Annotated in this window: 22 protein-coding genes and 4 tRNA genes; 7 read left to right on the top strand and 19 right to left on the bottom strand. The window is 58.0% G+C overall.

The annotated features are described in order from the left end of the window. Positions 1–12: 12 nt before the first annotated feature. The 10 genes from Q1A74_RS01285 to msrB all read right to left on the bottom strand — a co-directional run bounded on the left by Q1A74_RS01285 (position 13) and on the right by msrB (position 5781). Positions 13–837, bottom strand: coding sequence for a hypothetical protein (locus Q1A74_RS01285; RefSeq protein ID WP_299591650.1), 825 nt, complete (start codon positions 835–837; stop codon positions 13–15). Positions 838–1010: 173 nt separating this feature from the next. Further along, on the bottom strand, positions 1011–1841 hold the full coding sequence (gene queF, locus Q1A74_RS01280; protein WP_299591647.1) for an NADPH-dependent 7-cyano-7-deazaguanine reductase QueF: 831 nt from the start codon (positions 1839–1841) through the stop codon (positions 1011–1013). Between the two features lie 77 nt (positions 1842–1918). Further along, entirely contained in the window at positions 1919–2692 is a 774-nt protein-coding gene (locus Q1A74_RS01275) for an ABC transporter permease (protein ID WP_299591644.1), read from the bottom strand. Next, the gene (locus Q1A74_RS01270) at positions 2689–3654 is read right to left on the bottom strand and encodes an ABC transporter ATP-binding protein (protein ID WP_299591641.1); all 966 of its coding nucleotides are present in this window, start codon (positions 3652–3654) and stop codon (positions 2689–2691) included. The genes Q1A74_RS01275 and Q1A74_RS01270 overlap by 4 nt, the downstream gene beginning before the upstream one ends. A 162-nt stretch (positions 3655–3816) precedes the next feature. Next, positions 3817–3892 (bottom strand) — tRNA-Gly (locus Q1A74_RS01265). Positions 3893–3968: 76 nt separating this feature from the next. After that, positions 3969–4044 (bottom strand) — tRNA-Glu (locus Q1A74_RS01260). 8 nt (positions 4045–4052) lie between these two features. Beyond that, positions 4053–4128 (bottom strand) — tRNA-Gly (locus Q1A74_RS01255). A gap of 2 nt (positions 4129–4130) precedes the next feature. Then, positions 4131–4206 (bottom strand) — tRNA-Glu (locus tag Q1A74_RS01250). Positions 4207–4425: 219 nt separating this feature from the next. Beyond that, on the bottom strand, positions 4426–5301 hold the full coding sequence (locus Q1A74_RS01245; protein ID WP_299591639.1) for a DUF1499 domain-containing protein: 876 nt from the start codon (positions 5299–5301) through the stop codon (positions 4426–4428). Between the two features lie 78 nt (positions 5302–5379). Continuing rightward, positions 5380–5781 (bottom strand): peptide-methionine (R)-S-oxide reductase MsrB, encoded by a 402-nt coding sequence (gene msrB / locus Q1A74_RS01240; RefSeq protein WP_299591636.1) that lies wholly within the window; start codon positions 5779–5781, stop codon positions 5380–5382. 284 nt (positions 5782–6065) lie between these two features. On the opposite strand from msrB, the gene Q1A74_RS01235 reads away from it, so the two are divergent. Both Q1A74_RS01235 and Q1A74_RS01230 read left to right on the top strand, forming a co-directional pair. After that, positions 6066–7280 carry a pyridoxal phosphate-dependent aminotransferase gene (locus Q1A74_RS01235; RefSeq protein WP_299591633.1) on the top strand — a complete coding sequence of 405 codons (1215 nt, stop codon included), beginning with the start codon at positions 6066–6068 and terminating at the stop codon, positions 7278–7280. A gap of 93 nt (positions 7281–7373) precedes the next feature. Further along, positions 7374–7769, top strand: coding sequence for a hypothetical protein (locus Q1A74_RS01230; RefSeq protein ID WP_299591630.1), 396 nt, complete (start codon positions 7374–7376; stop codon positions 7767–7769). Positions 7770–7779: 10 nt separating this feature from the next. Here Q1A74_RS01230 and Q1A74_RS01225 read toward each other — a convergent pair whose 3' ends face one another. Genes Q1A74_RS01225 through Q1A74_RS01205 form a run of 5 tightly spaced genes read right to left on the bottom strand, consistent with a single transcriptional unit; the run spans position 7780 to position 12537 of the window. After that, on the bottom strand, positions 7780–8736 hold the full coding sequence (locus Q1A74_RS01225; protein ID WP_299591627.1) for a class I SAM-dependent methyltransferase: 957 nt from the start codon (positions 8734–8736) through the stop codon (positions 7780–7782). Positions 8737–8757: 21 nt separating this feature from the next. Beyond that, positions 8758–9945 carry an ATP-NAD kinase family protein gene (locus tag Q1A74_RS01220; protein WP_299591624.1) on the bottom strand — a complete coding sequence of 396 codons (1188 nt, stop codon included), beginning with the start codon at positions 9943–9945 and terminating at the stop codon, positions 8758–8760. Continuing rightward, positions 9942–11060: a 4-phosphoerythronate dehydrogenase gene (locus tag Q1A74_RS01215; protein ID WP_299591621.1), complete on the bottom strand. Its 1119-nt coding sequence runs from the start codon at positions 11058–11060 to the stop codon at positions 9942–9944. The genes Q1A74_RS01220 and Q1A74_RS01215 overlap by 4 nt, the downstream gene beginning before the upstream one ends. Further along, complete coding sequence (locus Q1A74_RS01210) at positions 11057–11989, bottom strand: 5'-3' exonuclease H3TH domain-containing protein (protein WP_299591618.1); 933 nt, start codon at positions 11987–11989, stop codon at positions 11057–11059. The genes Q1A74_RS01215 and Q1A74_RS01210 overlap by 4 nt, the downstream gene beginning before the upstream one ends. After that, positions 11986–12537: an elongation factor P hydroxylase gene (locus Q1A74_RS01205; protein ID WP_299591615.1), complete on the bottom strand. Its 552-nt coding sequence runs from the start codon at positions 12535–12537 to the stop codon at positions 11986–11988. Before Q1A74_RS01205 ends, Q1A74_RS01210 begins: the two co-directional genes overlap by 4 nt. A gap of 625 nt (positions 12538–13162) precedes the next feature. Here Q1A74_RS01205 and Q1A74_RS01200 point away from each other — a divergent pair. Then, positions 13163–13849: a hypothetical protein gene (locus Q1A74_RS01200; protein ID WP_299591612.1), complete on the top strand. Its 687-nt coding sequence runs from the start codon at positions 13163–13165 to the stop codon at positions 13847–13849. A gap of 106 nt (positions 13850–13955) precedes the next feature. On the opposite strand, the gene tusA is transcribed toward Q1A74_RS01200, so the two are convergent. Further along, complete coding sequence (gene tusA / locus Q1A74_RS01195; RefSeq protein ID WP_299591609.1) at positions 13956–14186, bottom strand: sulfurtransferase TusA; 231 nt, start codon at positions 14184–14186, stop codon at positions 13956–13958. Positions 14187–14382: 196 nt separating this feature from the next. Between tusA and Q1A74_RS01190 the strand changes: the two genes are divergently transcribed. Then, positions 14383–14667 (top strand): antibiotic biosynthesis monooxygenase, encoded by a 285-nt coding sequence (locus Q1A74_RS01190; RefSeq protein ID WP_299591606.1) that lies wholly within the window; start codon positions 14383–14385, stop codon positions 14665–14667. Here the strand turns inward: Q1A74_RS01190 and Q1A74_RS01185 are convergent. The 3 genes from Q1A74_RS01185 to Q1A74_RS01175 form a co-directional block, all read right to left on the bottom strand. Then, a complete protein-coding gene (locus Q1A74_RS01185) occupies positions 14645–15295 on the bottom strand; it encodes an alpha/beta family hydrolase (RefSeq protein ID WP_299591603.1) in 651 nt (216 codons plus the stop codon). The genes Q1A74_RS01190 and Q1A74_RS01185 overlap by 23 nt on opposite strands. Then, complete coding sequence (locus Q1A74_RS01180; protein ID WP_299591601.1) at positions 15295–15540, bottom strand: YheU family protein; 246 nt, start codon at positions 15538–15540, stop codon at positions 15295–15297. Before Q1A74_RS01180 ends, Q1A74_RS01185 begins: the two co-directional genes overlap by 1 nt. Before the next feature lie 63 nt (positions 15541–15603). Beyond that, a complete protein-coding gene (locus tag Q1A74_RS01175; protein ID WP_299591600.1) occupies positions 15604–16410 on the bottom strand; it encodes a methyltransferase in 807 nt (268 codons plus the stop codon). Between the two features lie 187 nt (positions 16411–16597). Between Q1A74_RS01175 and Q1A74_RS01170 the strand changes: the two genes are divergently transcribed. The 3 genes from Q1A74_RS01170 to fldB all read left to right on the top strand — a co-directional run bounded on the left by Q1A74_RS01170 (position 16598) and on the right by fldB (position 18351). After that, a complete protein-coding gene (locus Q1A74_RS01170; RefSeq protein WP_299591598.1) occupies positions 16598–17128 on the top strand; it encodes an ACT domain-containing protein in 531 nt (176 codons plus the stop codon). 215 nt (positions 17129–17343) lie between these two features. Next, the gene (trmL, locus tag Q1A74_RS01165; RefSeq protein WP_299591596.1) at positions 17344–17811 is read left to right on the top strand and encodes a tRNA (uridine(34)/cytosine(34)/5-carboxymethylaminomethyluridine(34)-2'-O)-methyltransferase TrmL; all 468 of its coding nucleotides are present in this window, start codon (positions 17344–17346) and stop codon (positions 17809–17811) included. A gap of 18 nt (positions 17812–17829) precedes the next feature. Then, positions 17830–18351 (top strand): flavodoxin FldB, encoded by a 522-nt coding sequence (gene fldB, locus Q1A74_RS01160; RefSeq protein ID WP_299591593.1) that lies wholly within the window; start codon positions 17830–17832, stop codon positions 18349–18351. Positions 18352–18359 lie beyond the last annotated feature (8 nt).

The following is an 18359-nucleotide window of genomic DNA, read 5'->3' as shown; positions in this document are numbered from 1 at the left end:
TCTCCTGCTCCGCTAGCCCACCAGGTACTTCTGCGTTTGCGGATAGTCTGACTGAAAGCGGACCAGCTGGCCGTCCGCCCGAATTTTCACCATCACCTGGCCGGCATCGCTGGTCGCCACCCAGATTTTATTCCGGTCCGTCGACTCTACCGTCTTGATGGCACCGGTATCGCGATCGAACTCTCCAGCCCGGACCGGGTAGTTATTCTGTTCCGCACAGGCATTGATCACCCGGGAGAGTGCCGCCGGCCAACGCCAGCTTTTACCGTGAAAATCACTGGGCACACGATACTGAAATCGCATATGTTGCGAATAGATGCCGGCATTCAGAATCAGAACTTCAAGCAACTGCCCCGCTGCCAGCGACTGACCGCCGATCGTCGTCATCTGTACAGGGTCTAGCCGTTCGATACTCGCGGTAAAATTCCCCTCCGGGCCCCATATCCAGTTCAGGCACGAAGAGCCGCTTGCGCGCAGAGAGCCATCCGCCTGGCGCTCCCCGGCGGAAATCGGGATATTTTTCTGGGTGTTGATCGCACTGGCGAGGTCGAGCGCGTATTCATATTGGTTCTGGTAACCCGCGCTTACCACATACTCCACCGAGCCGTACCCCACCGAGCCGCCCTGCTCCCCACCGCAATTGGCACCAGCAACGTTGACGCGCAGCAGGGTGCCCTCCCGCAGCTCGGCGCCGTCACTGATAGCGCGGGTTTTAATCTGCAGTAGCCTGTTGCTGTGTACGTCAGACCTGCCCCGCTTACGGCCGCGGTAACCCTGCGCCTGTATGGTCGCAGCCACCCGCTCTTGACCAAAATCCAATGTATTTGCGTTTTCCATCCGTACTATTCCAATTTGCGCTCAATGGCGGAAACAACGGCGATTCTGATGCATAGAGCGCCAATATTTCTCGAGCCGATAGAGTTAGTAACGGGATACGGATGCGAATCCCCTCATGGCGAGGGGATTATTTTGCAAATCTTTTCGTCTGTAGCGTTGCGCCAGTGCCGGCACTACTGCCGGGCGAAGCGTCCGGGAAAGTCGATTTCGCCGGTGGAGGTTCTTAAAGGGTTGATGTCCAGTCCGCCGCGACGGGTGTAGCGGGCGCAAACGGTCAGCTGTTTAAAGTCGGCCAGCTGCTGCAGATCGCAGTAGATGCGCTCCACGCAGTGCTCGTGGAAGTCCTGATGCTCACGGAAAGAGATGATGTAGGCCAGCAGGGAAGCGCGGTCAAGCGCCGGGCCGCGGTATGCAATGGAAACAGTCGCCCAGTCAGGCTGCCCCGTTACCGGGCAATTGCTGCGCAGCAGGTGGCTGTACAGGGTTTCTTCCACTGCATTTCCCCCTTCTGCCAGTTTCAGTAATCCGGCATCCGGCTGGTAGCTGCGCGCTTCAATATCCAGCTGGTCCACGCAAATCCCTTCAGGTGTATGTACCGCCAGCTGCGGGTCTTCCACATCAAACAGGGAAACCGCCACGTCACTACCGGCGGCAGCGCTCAGGTCTTTTTCAAGCGTTGCACGCACGGCATCTGCCGAGGCGAACTCGGTCTGGTTCAGGGAATTCAGATACAACTTGAAAGACTTGGACTCGATCATGGACGGACTGGAGGCCGCAAATCGGAAACGGGCCACGGCCACCCGGGGGACGCCTTTCGGATTGAGCCAGGACAGCTCAAAGCCCCACCACTCGTCTGCGCCGCTAAACGGCAGCGCCTGCCCATCCAGCCCCAGTTGCGCGCGGGACACCGAGCGTGGGATTGGGTGCAGTAACTGCGGGTTGTAGGTGGATTCGTAGTGTGTTTCCTTGCCCAGAGGCAGATTCTTCCAGTCTTCTCGATGCATGTTTTCACTCAAGCTTTTTACTCGCCTGCCGGGCAGGCTCCTGCGAAGCACCCTGTAGGCGAACCGTTAATATCCAATCAGTGACGCAGACGCTTGCCGTGACTCATCAGATGCAGCGCCCAGGCCGACAGCAGCGCAATAAACACCAGCACCCCGGCAAACGCCCAGCCAACGCTGATATCGGAAACTCCGAGCACGCCGTAGCGGAAAGCATTGACCATATACAGGATCGGGTTGAGCTTCGACAGCCCCTGCCAGAACGGAGACAACAGCTCGATGGAATAAAACACACCGCCGAGATAGGTCAGCGGCGTCAACACAAAGGTGGGAATGATCGAGATATCGTCAAAGCTGTTGGCAAAAATCGCATTGATAAACCCCGCCAACGCAAACAGCGTGGAGGTCAAGAACACGATCAGCACCGTGAGGCCGACATGCTGGATGGTCAGTGAGGTGAACACCAGCGCGATGATGGTTACGACCAACCCCACGATCAGGCCACGCGCCACGCCGCCGAGCACATAACCGGCCATCACTACCCAGTTGGGTGTGGGAGACACGAGCAACTCTTCCACACTGCGCTGGAACTTGGCACTGTAAAACGAGGACACCACATTGCCGTAGGAGTTGGTGATCACGGCCATCATGATCAGGCCGGGCACCACAAATTCCATATAGGAGTAGCCGCCCATTTCACCGATGCGACTGCCGATCAGCGAGCCAAAGATTACAAAATAGAGAGACATGGTGATTACCGGTGGCACCAGTGTCTGCGGCCAGATACGGGTAAAGCGGCGCACTTCCCGGCGGAAGATGGTAGAAAACGCAGTCCAGATCAATTGCGGGCTCACGACTGTACCTCCTTGCTTTCACCGCGGTCATCGTCGGCCTTCTGTTTCTTGTTCTCCGCCAGGAGGGAGACAAACAGCTCCTCCAGACGGTTGGCGCGGTTGCGCATACTGGTTACGGATATGTTCTGCGCGGTCAGGAGGGTAAACAGTTCACTGAGGGATTGCCCCTTCTCCACGGTCACCTCCAGGCTGTGCTCGTCCACCAGCCGGCCTTCAAAGCTGCCAAAATCCGGGGCGGCACTCAGGGACTCGCGAGTATCGAGAATAAATACCTCCCGGCTCAGGGTTTTGATCAGGGACTTGATCGACGTGTTCTCGACGATTTCTCCCTTATCGATAATCGCAATATTGCGACACAGACTCTCTGCCTCTTCCAGGTAGTGAGTGGTCAGAATAATGGTGGTGCCCTGGGCGTTGATCTCCTGCAGGAACTCCCACATGGAGCGGCGCAGTTCGATATCCACACCGGCGGTAGGCTCATCCAGAATCAGCAGCTTCGGCTCGTGGATCAGTGCGCGGGCAATCATTAGCCTGCGCTTCATGCCACCGGACAGCATACGGGCCTGGGTACTGCGTTTGTCCCACAGCCCCAGTTTGCGCAGGTACTTTTCCGTGCGCTCCTCCGCCAGCTTGCGCGGCATACCGTAAAAGCCGCCCTGGGTGCACACAATATCGAACACTTTTTCGAACTGGCTGAAATTAAACTCCTGCGGCACCACGCCCAGCGCCTGCTTGGCTTTGGGGAAGTCCTTGTCGATATCGATACCAAAAATCGACACACTGCCGCCGGTCTTGCGTACCAGGGAGCAGAGGATACCGATAGTGGTGGACTTGCCGGCACCGTTGGGGCCCAGCAGGGCGAAGAAATCACCGGGCTGCACCTCGAAACTGATGCCTTTCAGCGCCTGGAAGCCATTGTCGTAGGTTTTCTGCAAATCGCGTATGGATAGAGCGGCTGTCATACTTTCCACTATGTTCGCTGGAGGAAGGCGCTATTCAACGCCCTTGAGAGGCACAATTCAACCGGGGCTGGCAGGATGGATTGCCCATGTCGCCGGATTGCGCGCAGCGCCGCCAGCCAAACGACAGACAAAAAAAAGCCGCTCATTGAGCGGCTTTAATTTTGGAGCGGGAAACCGGGTTCGAACCGGCGACCTCAACCTTGGCAAGGTTGCGCTCTACCAACTGAGCTATTCCCGCGAAATTAGACCAGACCGAAAGTAAATCTTCCGGCCTGGTAATGCAAGGTCGTCGTTACGTTGCGACCTTGCAGTATTGGCATCCCCAAGGGGAGTCGAACCCCTGTTACCGCCGTGAAAGGGCGGTGTCCTAGGCCTCTAGACGATGGGGACATAGGAACTGGAGCGGGAAACCGGGTTCGAACCGGCGACCTCAACCTTGGCAAGGTTGCGCTCTACCAACTGAGCTATTCCCGCGATGGCATCCCCAAGGGGAGTCGAACCCCTGTTACCGCCGTGAAAGGGCGGTGTCCTAGGCCTCTAGACGATGGGGACCCAGAATCCTTCTTTGGCGCCGCTGAGTGCTTGTGAAAGTTCAGCAGTGCGTCAGAAGTGGGGCGCATTCTATGGACAGGCCGGGGGGCTGTCAACACCCGATTTAAAACTTTTCCTTAAATTTTTCCTTTCCATACAGGCACTTACATAACAGTGGACAAAATGGCCTGCGGCCGATAGCGATTTCCCCGCTCGCCCTCCCCGGCATCTATACAAGAATTACTGCGCCAGCTGGGTACGCGCCTCCAACTGACGCATGAATTCGCGAATTCTCGCGGCGTTACTGCCAAAATCGCGCTCGCCGGATCGGGACGCAGAGCGCATATCAATCACGGTATTCCCTTGAGCCTTGACTGGTTTATCCCCTGTTGCGCTCGATGATGTACGCGGCTTCTGATCGCCAGACGCGGTCTTGGACTGCTTGCCATCGCTATCTGCGCTAGCACTGTCAGTACTTTCGGGCCGGATTCTCACCACCACATCCTGGGTAATCCCCAGCAGTGGGGTGCGCACCACCGCTTCCAGGCGCCCCTGCCCCGCCTTTACCGCTATAACCCGCCAGCCAAGGTCCCGTGCCACGGCTTCTGCGGCGGCCATTACCTGATCCGCGGGAACGGGCAATACCAGAGTCTGGATGTCCCGGTACATGGGGGCCTCTTTCTGCACTGCCGCCGCAGCCGCCCCGGGGTAATCGGGGCTGTGATCGCTACTTTCCCGCAGCGACAGCAGCAGATCAAACTGAGGAGGGTCCGACAGGTCTGTCGTAATATCGTACAGCGCCGGTGTATTCAGGCTCTGCTGGCCCACCGTAAACAGGGGCAGTGCCACCGGGATTAGCCCCATGACCATGGCCCAGAGGGCCGCAGTGCGCGCCTCGCTGTGGCGGCGAACCAGCCCCCACAGGAACACCAGCATCGAAAAGAGCGCCACCGCCACCATGGCCAGCCCCAATGCGCCAAACACGGTAAAGGCGGCATCCAGGCCCAGCACCCCGGTGCGCACCGCCACCACCCCAAGGCCGATTGCGCCAAGCAAAAGCCACTGGACCCGGTACAACCAACGGCCCCAGTGGCGGGGACGGCCCGATCGAATCATCTCCGCTCTCCACAATTACCCTTCACACGCTCGCGCATGGCACACAAATGGTGACCGCCGTGCTCCGATACGTATCGGTCAGTCAGTGCCTTCTTCCGGATCGTGTTTTACCGACAGTGAATTAACACAATAGCGCAAGCCGGTGTCGGTCGGTCCATCGGGGAATACGTGGCCGAGGTGACAACCGCAGTTGGCGCACACAATTTCCGTGCGCTGCATCCCCAGGCTGCTATCCACCCGCTCTTCGACGACGCCCTGCTGTGCCGCGGCGTCGAAACTCGGCCAGCCACAGCCGGCGTCGAACTTGGATTCCGCATTGAACAGCGCCTCGCCACAACAGCGGCAGCGATACTTGCCATCCTCAAAGGTATCCCAGTATTCACCGGTAAACGGCCGCTCGGTCCCCGCCTCCCGGCAAACGCGATATTCCTCTTCGGTAAGGCGCTCGCGCCAGTAGTTATCGTCTTTTTCTTTTGACATACTGTGACTCCTTTTTTTGCCTGATAAGTCAGTATCCAGTGGCACTACCCTGCCCGGCACAACGCTTAGCGGCAGCACCCTCGCTACCCACGGTGTATTTCCCATCGCGCCCGGTTCACCCAAACCCCGCCCGGTGGTCAAACCCGATTCAGAAACTGGAAGCAAAGCCTACTAGACAACGGGCCCCGGTTAGAAGAATTTGCCTGCTGGCAAGCCTCTGTAAGGAAAAAACCTTGCAAGGCCATCCAGTTTACCGTTGAAACGCCTATTGAAAGAACACAGCAATGAAGGATATTCACAAGTCGGAAAAACTCCACGGCGTCTGTTACGAGATTCGCGGACCGGTGATGGAGCAGGCATCGCGCCTGGAAGAAGAAGGCCACCGGATCATGAAGCTGAACATCGGCAACCCGGCCCCCTTCGGCTTCGACGCACCGGATGAAATCCTTCAGGATGTGATTTACAACCTGTCTCAGGCGCAGGGCTATGTGGAATCTAAAGGACTGTTTGCCGCGCGCAAGGCCATCATGCACGAGTGCCAGGTCCTCGGTGTGCCCGGAGTAGAAATCGATGATATCTACCTGGGGAACGGGGTCTCCGAACTGATTTCCATGTCCACCCAGGCCCTGTTGAACACCGGTGACGAAATGTTGTTGCCGATGCCCAACTACCCCCTGTGGATGGCGGCAACCAACCTCACCGGTGCCAAACCGGTGCTCTACCGCTGCGACGAGCAGGCGGGCTGGCTGCCGGATATTGACGACATCAAATCCAAAATCACCCCACGCACCCGTGGCATCGTGGTGATCAACCCCAACAACCCCACCGGCGCGGTCTACCCGAAAGAACTGCTGCAGCAGATCGTTGAAGTGGCACGCCAGCACAACCTTGTGATTTTTGCCGACGAGATCTACAGCAAGATCCTGTACGACGACGCTGTATTCACGCCCATGGGCACCCTTGCCGACGATGTGTTGTGCCTGAGCTTTAACGGCCTGTCCAAGTCCTACCGCCTGGCCGGGTTTCGCTCCGGCTGGATGATTATCAGTGGGGCCAAGCACCGCGCGCGGGGATTTATCGAAGGCATGGATATCCTGTCTTCCATGCGCCTGTGCGGCAATGTGCCGGCGATGTTTGCAGTGCAAACAGCGCTCGGCGGCTACCAGAGCATCAAGGACCTGGTGCTGCCCGGCGGGCGCCTGCGCCAGCAGCGCGATCTCGCCTACCGAATGCTGAACGACATTCCCGGGGTGAGCTGTGTAAAACCCCAGGGCGCTATTTACCTGTTCCCGCGTATTGATCTGGACCGCCACAAAATCGACAACGATGAGAAATTCGTACTCGACTTCCTGCGCCAGGAAAAAATCCTGCTGGTACAGGGCAGCGCCTTCCACTGGGACGCGCCGGATCACCTGCGGATCGTATTCCTGCCCCGCGCCGACGACCTGTCGCACGCAGTAAATCGCCTGGGCAATTTCCTGGAACGCTACTCAAAATAGTTAAAAACAAATAACTATTGAGTGAATTTGCGTAAGTTGCGTGAACGGCATGCATTGCGTGAACTGAAAGAAAAGCAGTACCGAGACTAAGAGATGCTGGACGATTTACACATCCACGATTTCTACCGCGACGCGGGGCGCATACTGCTGGCACTGTTCCAGCAGTTCCCCGCGCCGGCCACGATTTATGTGGAAGATATTGCGGGCCCGGATACGCCGGACGAATTCGGACTGCACTCCCCCCGCCACCTCGCCTGCCTGGGCGCCATGACCTGGCTCAAGGAGTGCGGCTATATCCGCTTTTCACAACTGGTACGACAGGAAGCCGTCGAAGAAGCCGCGCTCTCCCATCACAGCTTTCTGTTGCTGGTCAGTCGGGGCGAAGACGGCACCAGTAACGCAGAGAAACTGGATCAGGTGGTGCGGGGCGGATCATCGCCCCAACTGGAAGAGTTGATGGTGGGACTGATGGCTCAACTAAGCCGCTAGCGAGCCGGAATCAACGCCGCTGAAATTTTACGTGCAACATCTTCAGGGCTGCGTCCGGATCGCTATCGGGGAAATCCGGGTTTTGCGGCAATCGCTCCACCACAGAATATCCCGGGTTTGCCGCAGCGACCAACTCACGAAAATACGCCTCATTGTGCGCCGGTGAATTCAACACCAGCAACAGATCCGCCTCATCCGCCAGACAGGCCGGGAGCTTTTCCAGCAGCTTCGCATAGTTGATCTCAACCTCAAACGCACCGCGCTGCCGGGTGGGCGGATCAACCACCGCCAACTGGAAAGGACCGCTGCGGTCGTAGCGCTTGAAATCCCGCAATGCATCCCGAGCAACGAAGCGGATACCTTTCATGGGCAAATTATTGAACTGGTGGTTCGCCTGCCCGCGCTTCAGCACCCCCTTGTTCAGATCGATATTCAGAATTTCGCAGGCTTCCTGATCCGCGGCCGCTCGCGCCACCACGGAAAATGCACAGGTAAAGGAAAACAGATTCAGCACCTTGAGGTTTTCCACCTTCCCGGCCTTTTCTCGTACCTGCCGTTCCAGCCACTGGCGGCCCGGCTCGATATCCAGAAAGAAACCCACATTCTGCCGGTCAAAGGTCAACGGAAACTGCAGCGCTCCGCGACGCGCCACCGGTGCCTCTACCGGCTCGCCGCACTCCCACACAATCGGTGCACGGGTCTGGTAGCGGCGCTGCACTGCCAATCCGGTGTAGCCGAACGGTTGCGCCATTGTCCAGAGCTGCTCTACAAGTCCGCTCTCGTCTTCGTGCTCCTCGAACAGCGTCACCAGAATGGCCGGGTAATAACTATCGACGCAGATGCGCTCGAGCCCTGCATAACAATTGCCGCGGCCGTGAAACAAACGGCGGCTGTCCAGCCGACTTTCCTCGGCACGCTCTTGTTCAAGTTGGCTGCGTACTGCCTGCAGCAGGGGTTCCCAGTTCAATGGTCTGTTCGCCTGTTCTATTTACGAGGGGTTTGTCTCGGGATACTCGCCACTGCCATCACCAGACAGCGGGTACAGAATTTCATCGCGGTAGCCGGTCACCACGGGAATAAAACCACTCCAGGCTTCATCCAGCGCCGGATCACCGCTGTCTACCAGCAACGGGCGGCCGCCCAGCTCGGTAATTTTGGTTTTGGTGGCTACCACCATCAGGTGCTCGCGCCCCACGGCGTTCAGTACGGCCGGGGATAACTGCTGGTTTCCACGGCCGATCAGGTGACCCTGGCCGCCGATCGCGGTAAGAATGATTTTTACCGGATTTTCCGGATTGTTTTTGCGGTGTTGCCTGATGGCCTCTTCGATCTGTACCGCATTGACATCAACCGCCCGCAGTGTGTCACCTTGCCAGAGATCCACCCCCAGTAACGTACCGTCTTCCCCTAATTCAGACAGTACCGCCAACGTAGTGGAGCCGGGGCCAAAAATGTACAGGGTGTGCGGATCCTGCTCGCTCATTTCTTCAATGACTCCAGCGGCAATGTCCGCCACCGCCAGCTCTTCCACTTCACGGCCCGCATTTTTCACCGCCTGTAAAAAGTGCCCTTCTTCCGGCACCAGCAGCTCGCCGTAATAGCGGGTACTTACCCGGCCTTCGCGAAAGGACTTTTCATCGATATCGCGTACTTCCCGCTGGTGCAGATCCACCAGCTCGCCGGCCATCAGACGCCGCAGCACTTCCCCGCCCGCTTTGGGGGAAATGGCAAAACAGGCCGAGTGCATCTTCACTCCAGCGGGAATACCCAGTACCGGAAAGCTGTCTCCCAGTGCATTCACCATATTGCGCGCAGTACCGTCGCCGCCGGCAAACACAATCAGGTCGGCGCCGGCAGCGCGGATCGCTTCTGCCGCGGCTTCACTGTCGGCGGGGGTGGAGCGGTCGCCTGCGGCTGCACCAACCACGTCAACCGAAAAGCCCAGATCGCGTGCCTGCGCCTCCCCCATATCCCCCGCGAATGTGACAATCTCCAATGTTTCAGTAAATGGCACCAGCGCCTGTAATGCGATTGCTACACGCTTGTGGGATTGCGGCTGGATACCCGTATTTAACGCTTGGGCTACGGTCTCAGCCCCATCGCTCCCTTTCAGCCCGGCGGGGCCACCGATACCGGCCCAGGGGTTGATGATCAATCCGAGTTTTTTGAGTTTCACTTGAGCCCCAGAATTTCCAGTTGCTGCCGCACTGCTGCGTCCAGACGCGAGTCGACAAGGCTATAGTGCGAAAACTCCAGGCGCTTGGGGTACTGCTTACGCAACTGGTCAAAGGCGGCGGCCATGGGCTGACCTCCGGCTCGAGCCTCCGCTGCGGCGACGCGCAGACGCTGATCGTCGGCGCGGGGATCGTAGATTTTCAATAACAGATCGCGGATGGCGGAAAAGCCCTGCTCACCGGTGGTAATTGTCTGCGTTTGCCCGGCAGAATTCTCAGCCGATTCCACCAACGGCAGAGACAGGGCTCGGCTCAGCGCTTCGCGCACCAGGCGCGTCCCCGCCAGTTTGCCGTCGTGGCTATAGCCGGCAATATGCGGGCTGCCAAGATCGACTTTTTCAAGCAGCTCCAGATTGATATCCGGTTCGCCTTCCCACACGTCCAGCGCACAGGTAAACGGCGTCGATGATGTCAACAGGGATAGCAGCGCCGTGTTATCAATGACCGCGCCGCGCCCGGCACTGATGAGCACTGCCCCGGGTTTGATCCGCGCCAGCGCCCCTTCATCAATCAGGTGCAAACTGGGATGTGCGCCCTCTTTCACCAGCGGCGCGTGCAGGCATATTACATCCTGCTGCAGGACCGTAGTCAGGTCCGCGGCATCGGGGTTGTCCGCCAACCAGGGATCGTAAATCTTGCAGGGGATACCCAGCGTACGCAGCCTGCTCTGCAGTGTGCCGCCCACATTGCCGCAACCCACAATGCCGAAACTGCGACCACGCCAATCGATGTTCAGCGCAGCCAATACACAGAATACGTATTCCACCACCGAGTTGGCGTTGCAGCCCGGTGCCGCGCTCCAGGCAATACCCTGCTGTTCCAACCACCGGGTATCCAGGTGATCGGTACCAATAGTGCAACTACCCACAAAGCGCACCGGCGTGCCTTCAAGCAGCGCCTGATTGACGTTGGTGACAGAACGCACCAGTAATATATCGGCTTCGGCCAATTGCTCCCGGGTGACATTGCGCCCGGGCACGCGGGTAATGGTACCCAGGTCCGCAAACCAGGTTTCCAGCCCGGGGATATTTTCGTCGGCAACGATGTTCATGGTCATACGATCACAGGACTCACTGTTTCAGCACTTTGCGGCGCAGGCTCCAGAGTGCGGCGGATTTTTTTGGCGAGGCCACCAATTCCAAATTCTTCCGCCAGCGCCACGGCCAGACCCGGCTCTACCGGCCTACATTCGAGGTCCGCAGTACCCGGGTTACGCATCTTCAACGGCACGGTGTAATTCAGCTCGGCCAGCCGCAATGCCATGCGCATCTGCTCGGCGAACTCGGCAAGCTTATTACCAATGCCCGCTGCGCCACGGATTTTCAGGGTGGCGACCTGTTCAACATTGGCAATCAGCGATTCGATCCCGTCGAACTCTGCCAACAAACGTGCGGCCGACTTGGCACCGATACCGGGAACACCGGGAATATCGTCGATCGTATCCCCCACCAGCGCCAGGTAATCGGCAATCTGGCCGGGGCGCACGCCAAACTTCTGCTCTATTTCCGCGCGCCCGAGGTGCTGGTCGGCGGCGAAGTCCCACAGGCTGGCAGCGCCACGATCCAGCAACTGCCCCAGATCTTTGTCGCGGGTGATGATGACCGGTGCACAACCATTTTCCGCACAGCGACGTGTCAGAGTTGCCAGAATGTCGTCGGCCTCAAATCGATCGCTGGCGTAGCTGGCAATGCCCAAGGCTTCCGCCATTTCACGACAGGCAGCCAGCTGGTAGGCGAGCGCCTCATCGGGCAGTGCGCGGCTGCACTTGTACTCGGGATAGATCTCGTTGCGAAAACAACTGCCCAGGGATTCGTCGAAGGCACAGGCAATATGGGACGGCTTACGGGCCAGCAGGTCGAGTAAAAAGTTACTGAACCCGTATACCGCTTCTGTCGTATATCCACTGCGGCTTTCCCAGTTGGGAGGCAAGGCAAAGTAATAGCGAAAAATATAGACCGAGGCATCCACCAGGTAGGCTTGGCTCACTCCAGATCCTCCAGGTGGTAATAATCCGCCTGCAACGGGTGGGGGCGACCGAACGCCTGAGCAAGAGCGCGGGCAAACCGCACGGCCCGATTTATACCCCGTGCGTTGGCGCCCTGCTCGCAATAATGCTGCGCCTGTGCCCAAATGTTGCGCTTGAAATCCTCGCTCGGGCCCAGCCCAGCATCCAGGTTGTCGGCACTCACGCGAAATTTCATGCCGCAGGCAACGGAAAAAATCCACTCCAATGCCTGGGGTTTCACTTCCACACGCTCAAATTCCGCCTGCTGCTCAGCAGTGCGGCCATCCGGCGCGTACCAGTAGCCATAGTCCGGCTGCTGGCGGCGCGCGGTGCCAGCCACACACCAGTGCGCGGCCTCATGGAGCGCGCTGGCGGCATAATCCCGGGTGAACTCAACCTGATGCCAGGCAGCCGCCCTGTCTCCTGCAGGGCGGTAATAGGGCTCTTCCTGCCCACCTTGCAGGCGGGTGTTCAGCCCATCAACGTCGGAAAAACATTGATTGAAGACGATGACTATCCGTTCAGTCACGGATAAAGCCCGGCCACAGGGCAATACCTCACCCGCAGGGGAGTGATGGTATGGAACTTGCTCGTCATAAACAGTGACTGGCGAGGCTTGTGACAACTCTGGCTCCTGGCAATGTCTTGGCGATGAAGGAAGCGATCGGGGAATTTACCGTTTTTCGGCCCCCAACGCCCGGATGGCGCGGACTATAACAGCGGCTTGCGGCGGATCAAGCGCGAAGCCTGCGTCACGCATCGCGGTGGCGTTCTCACCAGCTGGCCGACTCGGCCAGCCTGGCGTGACCGATGATCACACCCGCTGCGGTCGATTCACCACCCACTCACTGCCAAAGGAGGAAATTCAACGCAAAGAACACCCTTCCGCTGGTTGTATTTCTGCGGATCAGAATATACCTTTGAACATAGGGATACCGGAAACCAGCTATCGCTCAGCGCAATCGCCCCGAGAGCTTTGAGTGGTTGTTTTCGGTTGCGGTACCGGCTTCCCAGGGAGGCAAAAAAGTTGCTTCCGGAGTCTGGATTCGGCGATTGGCCGCCCGGCCCTCGCACGCTATCCCTACGCCGGTTGTATCTCAATAAGTAGTACAAGACCTTCCCGCCCCATTACCGGCCCTGCAAGGAGGTGCTCTATGACCGACCACAGTTCTAACAACGTGGTTGACCTCTTCACCGGCAAGCCAATCGAGACTTCTGAGAACCTGCGGTTTATCCGCCTGTCTCCGGAGCTGGACGGCTTGGAAATGCTCTACTCCAACAATTCCAGTGGAACTGACCTCTACAGCCTGAAAATCTTATGCTGGGGCCTGCGTGCCAACGGCGAGATTGTCGGACTGGTTCCCTGGTTGAACAACATCGTGGCCTGCCCGGACATTCAGGATCCTCTGGATGGACGATTTGAAGGCTACTATGACCCGGGTATCGAGGAAATTTTCCACGAGCCTCCCATCCATAAAATTGTCGAGCTGGAGACTGCGGCAGAATACTTCGAGTACGAAAGCAATCAGGCGGATGAGGTTGTCCAGGAGATCCCCGACACCATTGGTACCCACGCGGTATTCATGGATGCAGGCAAGGAAAACCTGACCCTTACCGAAGTGGTGAGCTGGCGGCTTTTCGCCAGTGGTGAGATCCACGGCATGCTGATTGATCACAACAGTGTGGAGACCACACCGGTTCTTCCCGGGGACGATTGCCTCTACCCGGCACAGGAATCGGAATGTTTCCGCTACTTCTTCCAACACCACATCGCCAACAAGATCAAATCCGAAGACCCGGAGGCCCTGGCTGCGATCGCGGCGCTTGTCACCTCGCCCTAACAAATCCCCTAAAATCCAGACACGGCAAGGGCGACCAGTGGTCGCCCTTGTTATTTCTGCACTCTTTGTATCTCACCCATGGCGAGCTACCGCAACCAATACAGGATCAACCCGCCTTCCTGATCCAGTACACAAACTCATCGTTCTCCTCTGCGTGCTTCACCAGCTCATAGCCGAGAAACTGGCAGAACTTCGGTACATCGCGCTGAGTTGATGGATCTGTGGCGAACATCTGCAATACTTCACCTTCCGCGACTTTACGTACCGCGGCGTGGAGCATCATGACGGGTTCCGGGCACAGCAGGCCACGGGCATCGAGGGTATGGTGTGACTTCATGCGGGTATTGTCAGGGATTTGCGTCGGCGCGTCATCTGCAATCCGTGCCTGCCCGGCCAGAACGCCCGGTCATTGTGCATAACTGGTTCGCCGAATCGCACAGGAAAAGACTAAACTACGCACATCCTGTTCGTCAGAATAGTTGGATTAAAGCCACCACAACCGTCGTTTCCATGAGAAGGATAAGAGAGCAGTCATGATTTACGTATTGATCGAGCGGGAAGTTGCCGAGGATCTGGAATCAACCTACGAGGAAGCGGCTCGCCAACTATTGACCAATGCCTATAAAACCACTGGCTTTGTGGATGGCCATACCTATACCGAAAAGAACAACCCCCGCCGCCGTTTCACCCTCTCAAAATGGAAATCCGTCCTCCATTGGCAACAGTGGTACGACAGCGAAGAGCGCCGGGACCAGATGGCACAACTGGCACCTATGCTAGCGCAGGACGAACGGATTACGATTCTCGAGCGCGCATAAACCCGACCGCCCGATCCGCGGCAGCCTGCCAGTGCTGCCGCTGGGTAAAACCGCTGGCCTTGCGCGGCTTGAAATCGTGATCGCCATCCTCCAGCCAGCAAAACTCAATATCCGGACACAGCGTATACCGCGCAACCTCTTCCTCAGCCCCCAGCTTGTCCCGCGTGCCCTGTACGATCAATGTCGGGCAGGTAATCGACTGGAGGTGCTCGGTGCGCAACTTCTCCGGTTTGCCCGGTGGATGGAACGGATACCCCAGGCACACCACACCAGCCACCCTGCCCCGCTCGAAGTTCTCCTGTGCGAGCATACTCGCAACCCGTCCACCCATGGACTTGCCGCCGATAAACAAAGGCGCAGCGGACAGCTCGACTTCAGCGCGATCGATCTGCGCCTGAAACGCCTCCAGCAACACATCCATTTTGTTCGGTGGCCGACGCTTGCCGGACGCCCGGCGCTCCTCCATATACGGGAATTCAAAGCGCGCCACCCCCACGCCCTGTGCTGCGAGCATCTCTGCCAATGACTGCATAAAGTCACTGTCCATCGGTGCACCGGCGCCGTGAGCAAAAAGATACCAGGCGATGGGCGCCTGCTCCGGCCGATCAATCAACCAGTCACTCGACATCAGGGCGCCTCACCGTGGCCCGGAAAGTCTCTGGGAATATCTTCTGCAAGAATCAGGTTCACCGACTCCTCACCGGGCTCAAACCAGATCACAACCACCTTGCTTTCCAGCTGCCGACGCAGATTGGCCACCTTGCTTTCCAGGCTCATTTCTCGCTCACCGTAATCGGTGCCGTCCCGGGTGGCGTATTCTTCCAGCAGGTTTTGCAGGGTTTCTGGGTCTAACTGAGAGTGCGGGATTATCATTTGTTACCTATAAAAAAATGCCCCGGAAATTCCGGGGCATTTTAACTTCGATCGACAGGGATATCAGGACTTGGGCTTGCGGAAGCGCAGTGTCATGCGGTCACTTTCGCCGATTTCCAGATACTTCTCCTTGTCCTCATCTCCAAGGCGCAGAGATGGCGGCAGGGTCCAGACACCTTTCGGGTGATCTGCGGAGTCTTTCGGGTTTGCGTTGATCTCACTGCTCTCTTCCAACTCGAAGCCCGCATTCTTCGCCAGCTTAACGACGTAGTCCTGCGTCATATAGCCGCTTTTGACCATGTCACCGCGGCTGGTGCCCGGCTTGGCCCGGTGCTCAACAACACCCAGAACACCACCCGGCTTCAGCGCCTCGTAAAAGGTCTGGAAAGCCGCTTGTTCATTATTGCCGCGCATCCAGTTGTGCACATTGCGGAAAGTGAGTACCGCGTCTGCAGAACCTTTGGGGGCAATTTCACTGTCGCCACCGGGCGCAAACTCGGTCAATTTAACCGCGCCATACGTGTCTTTCTCTTTCGACAGCATTTTTTCAAAGCCCTCGCGGGAGCGCTTGAAGTAGCCAACGTCGGTATCCTTGGGGAAGTGGGCCGCGTAAAACATGCCTTCGTCTTGCAGCGCCGGAGCCAGAATCTCGGTGTACCAGCCACCACCTGGCCAGATTTCCACCACAGTCATGTCCGGCTTCACCTGAAAGAATTCCAGGGTTTCTGCAGGGTGACGGTACTTGTCCCGTGCCGCGTACTCCGGGGTACGTTGATCCCCTTTGATCGCGTCTTTCAGCGGCTCGGCTTGCGCCGCACCAACCAGTGATACTGCGCAGGCCATGCCCGCCAACCAATGAACCAGTTTCATGCAAGATCCTCCTGTTGATTGTTCTTCCTACCGCCAGTGATTCAACACTGCCCGCCCGGTGATGTAAAGAGGCGACTGCGCCGCCGAAGTTCCCCATTCGTTTAAAGGAGAACTTTGCCCACGGGGGGCCTCACTGGCTACAATTCAGCAGTTCAATTGATTTGGCAGCGCCAGTAAGGAAGCCCTTATGCAACAGCATCTTGTGATTTCGATCATCAGCGACGATAAGCCCGGTGTGGTGGAGATGCTCTCCGCTGCGGTGGCGGAAAACGGCGGCAACTGGGAAGACAGCCGGATGGCGCATTTTGCCGGTAAGTTTGCCGGTATCCTGCGGGTGAGTGTGGCGGCAGACGCCAGCGGGGATTTAAAGGCTGCTCTGCAGAATCTCGCTGGGGACGATTTCAAGCTGCAGATTGAGGATGCGATGGCCGTGGCTGCGGACAGCCGCCAAACGCTGCAGTTGAAGTTGGTGGGTAATGACCGCCCGGGTATCGTGAAGGAAATCTCCCGCGCACTGGCGGCCCGCAAGATCAATATGGAGACACTGGACACGCGCTATGGCAGCACGCCCTGGAGCGGCGAGCCTCTTTTTACCGCGGAGTGCACCATCAGTGTGGCGGAAGATGTGAGCATCGACGGCCTCCACGACGAGCTGGATGAGATCGCCGACGAGCTGGGAGTCGAGATCGACTGCGAAGAAACCTCCTCCGCGCTATAATCCCCGCCCCTTAGCTTTGCCGCACTGGATTCGTCCAGTGGCGGTGCCGCTACCGGGTATAGCCTTGGGAGACACGCCGTAAACCTTTCCCTGGGGGCTCTGCACCGCCATCCATGGCGGTGAAGGTCTCCCAAGGCTATACCCGCTATCGACACCTTCGCGCAAAGCCCCATCGCCGCTCCATTCGGCTTTAAGCGATTAACGTTGCAGTAATCATGTTCAAAATCGTGCTCTACCAGCCCGAAATTGCCCCCAATACCGGCAATATCATCCGCCTGTGCGCCAATACTGGTGCGGAGTTGCATCTGATCGAACCTCTCGGGTTCGCGATGGACGACAAGCGCCTGCGCCGGGCGGGACTGGACTATGCGGAATACAGCCGCGTGGTGCGTCACCGGGACTGGGAGGCGTTTGTGGACGCAGAGCAGCCCAAGCGGGTGCTGGCGCTTTCCACCAAGGGCAGCCGACCGCACTCGGAGATCGAGTTCCGCGCCGACGATGCGATCGTCTTCGGTCCGGAGACCCGCGGGCTGCCGGCAGCGTTTCTCGCTCAAACCGGGCAGGAGCACACCTTGCGCATTCCCATGTGCGCCAACAGCCGCAGCATCAACCTTTCCAACGCGGCGGCGATTGTCATATATGAGGCCTGGCGACAGCTGGGCTTTATTAACGCTCAAGACTGAATCAGTACTCACACTTTTATGCGCGCACCTATCGGACTTTTTTACGGTTCCAGCACTTGTTACACCGAAATGGCGGCGGAGAAAATCCGCGATCGGCTCGGCGAGGAGTGGGTGGATATCCACAATGTGGCGGACGATGACGTCGCCCTGATGCAGGAGTACGATTTTCTGATTCTGGGTATTCCCACCTGGGACTATGGCGAGCTTCAGGAGGACTGGGAAAACTGCTGGGATCAGCTGGCCACACTGGAGCTGGGTGGGAAAATGGTGGCGCTTTACGGGCTGGGCGATCAGGAGGGCTATCCGCAGTGGTACCAGGATGCCCTTGGTTACCTGCACGCGCAGGTAGTGGCGGTTGGCGCTAAGGCGGTGGGTTACTGGTCGGCGGACGGTTACGAGTTCGAGGAGTCCAAGGGGCTAACGCCAGACGGCAGTCAGTTTGTGGGCCTGGCGCTGGATGAGGAAAACGAATTCGACCGCAGCGACGAGCGCCTGGACCAGTGGTGCGAGCAGATCATGCGCGAGTTCGGTCTCAAGTAACAGGTCTC

Source organism: uncultured Microbulbifer sp., assembly GCF_947504145.1.
In the GTDB taxonomy this organism is placed as follows: domain Bacteria; phylum Pseudomonadota; class Gammaproteobacteria; order Pseudomonadales; family Cellvibrionaceae; genus Microbulbifer.
The sequence above is the reverse complement of the archived record's forward strand: the minus strand, read 5'-3'. Positions and strand labels throughout refer to the sequence as shown.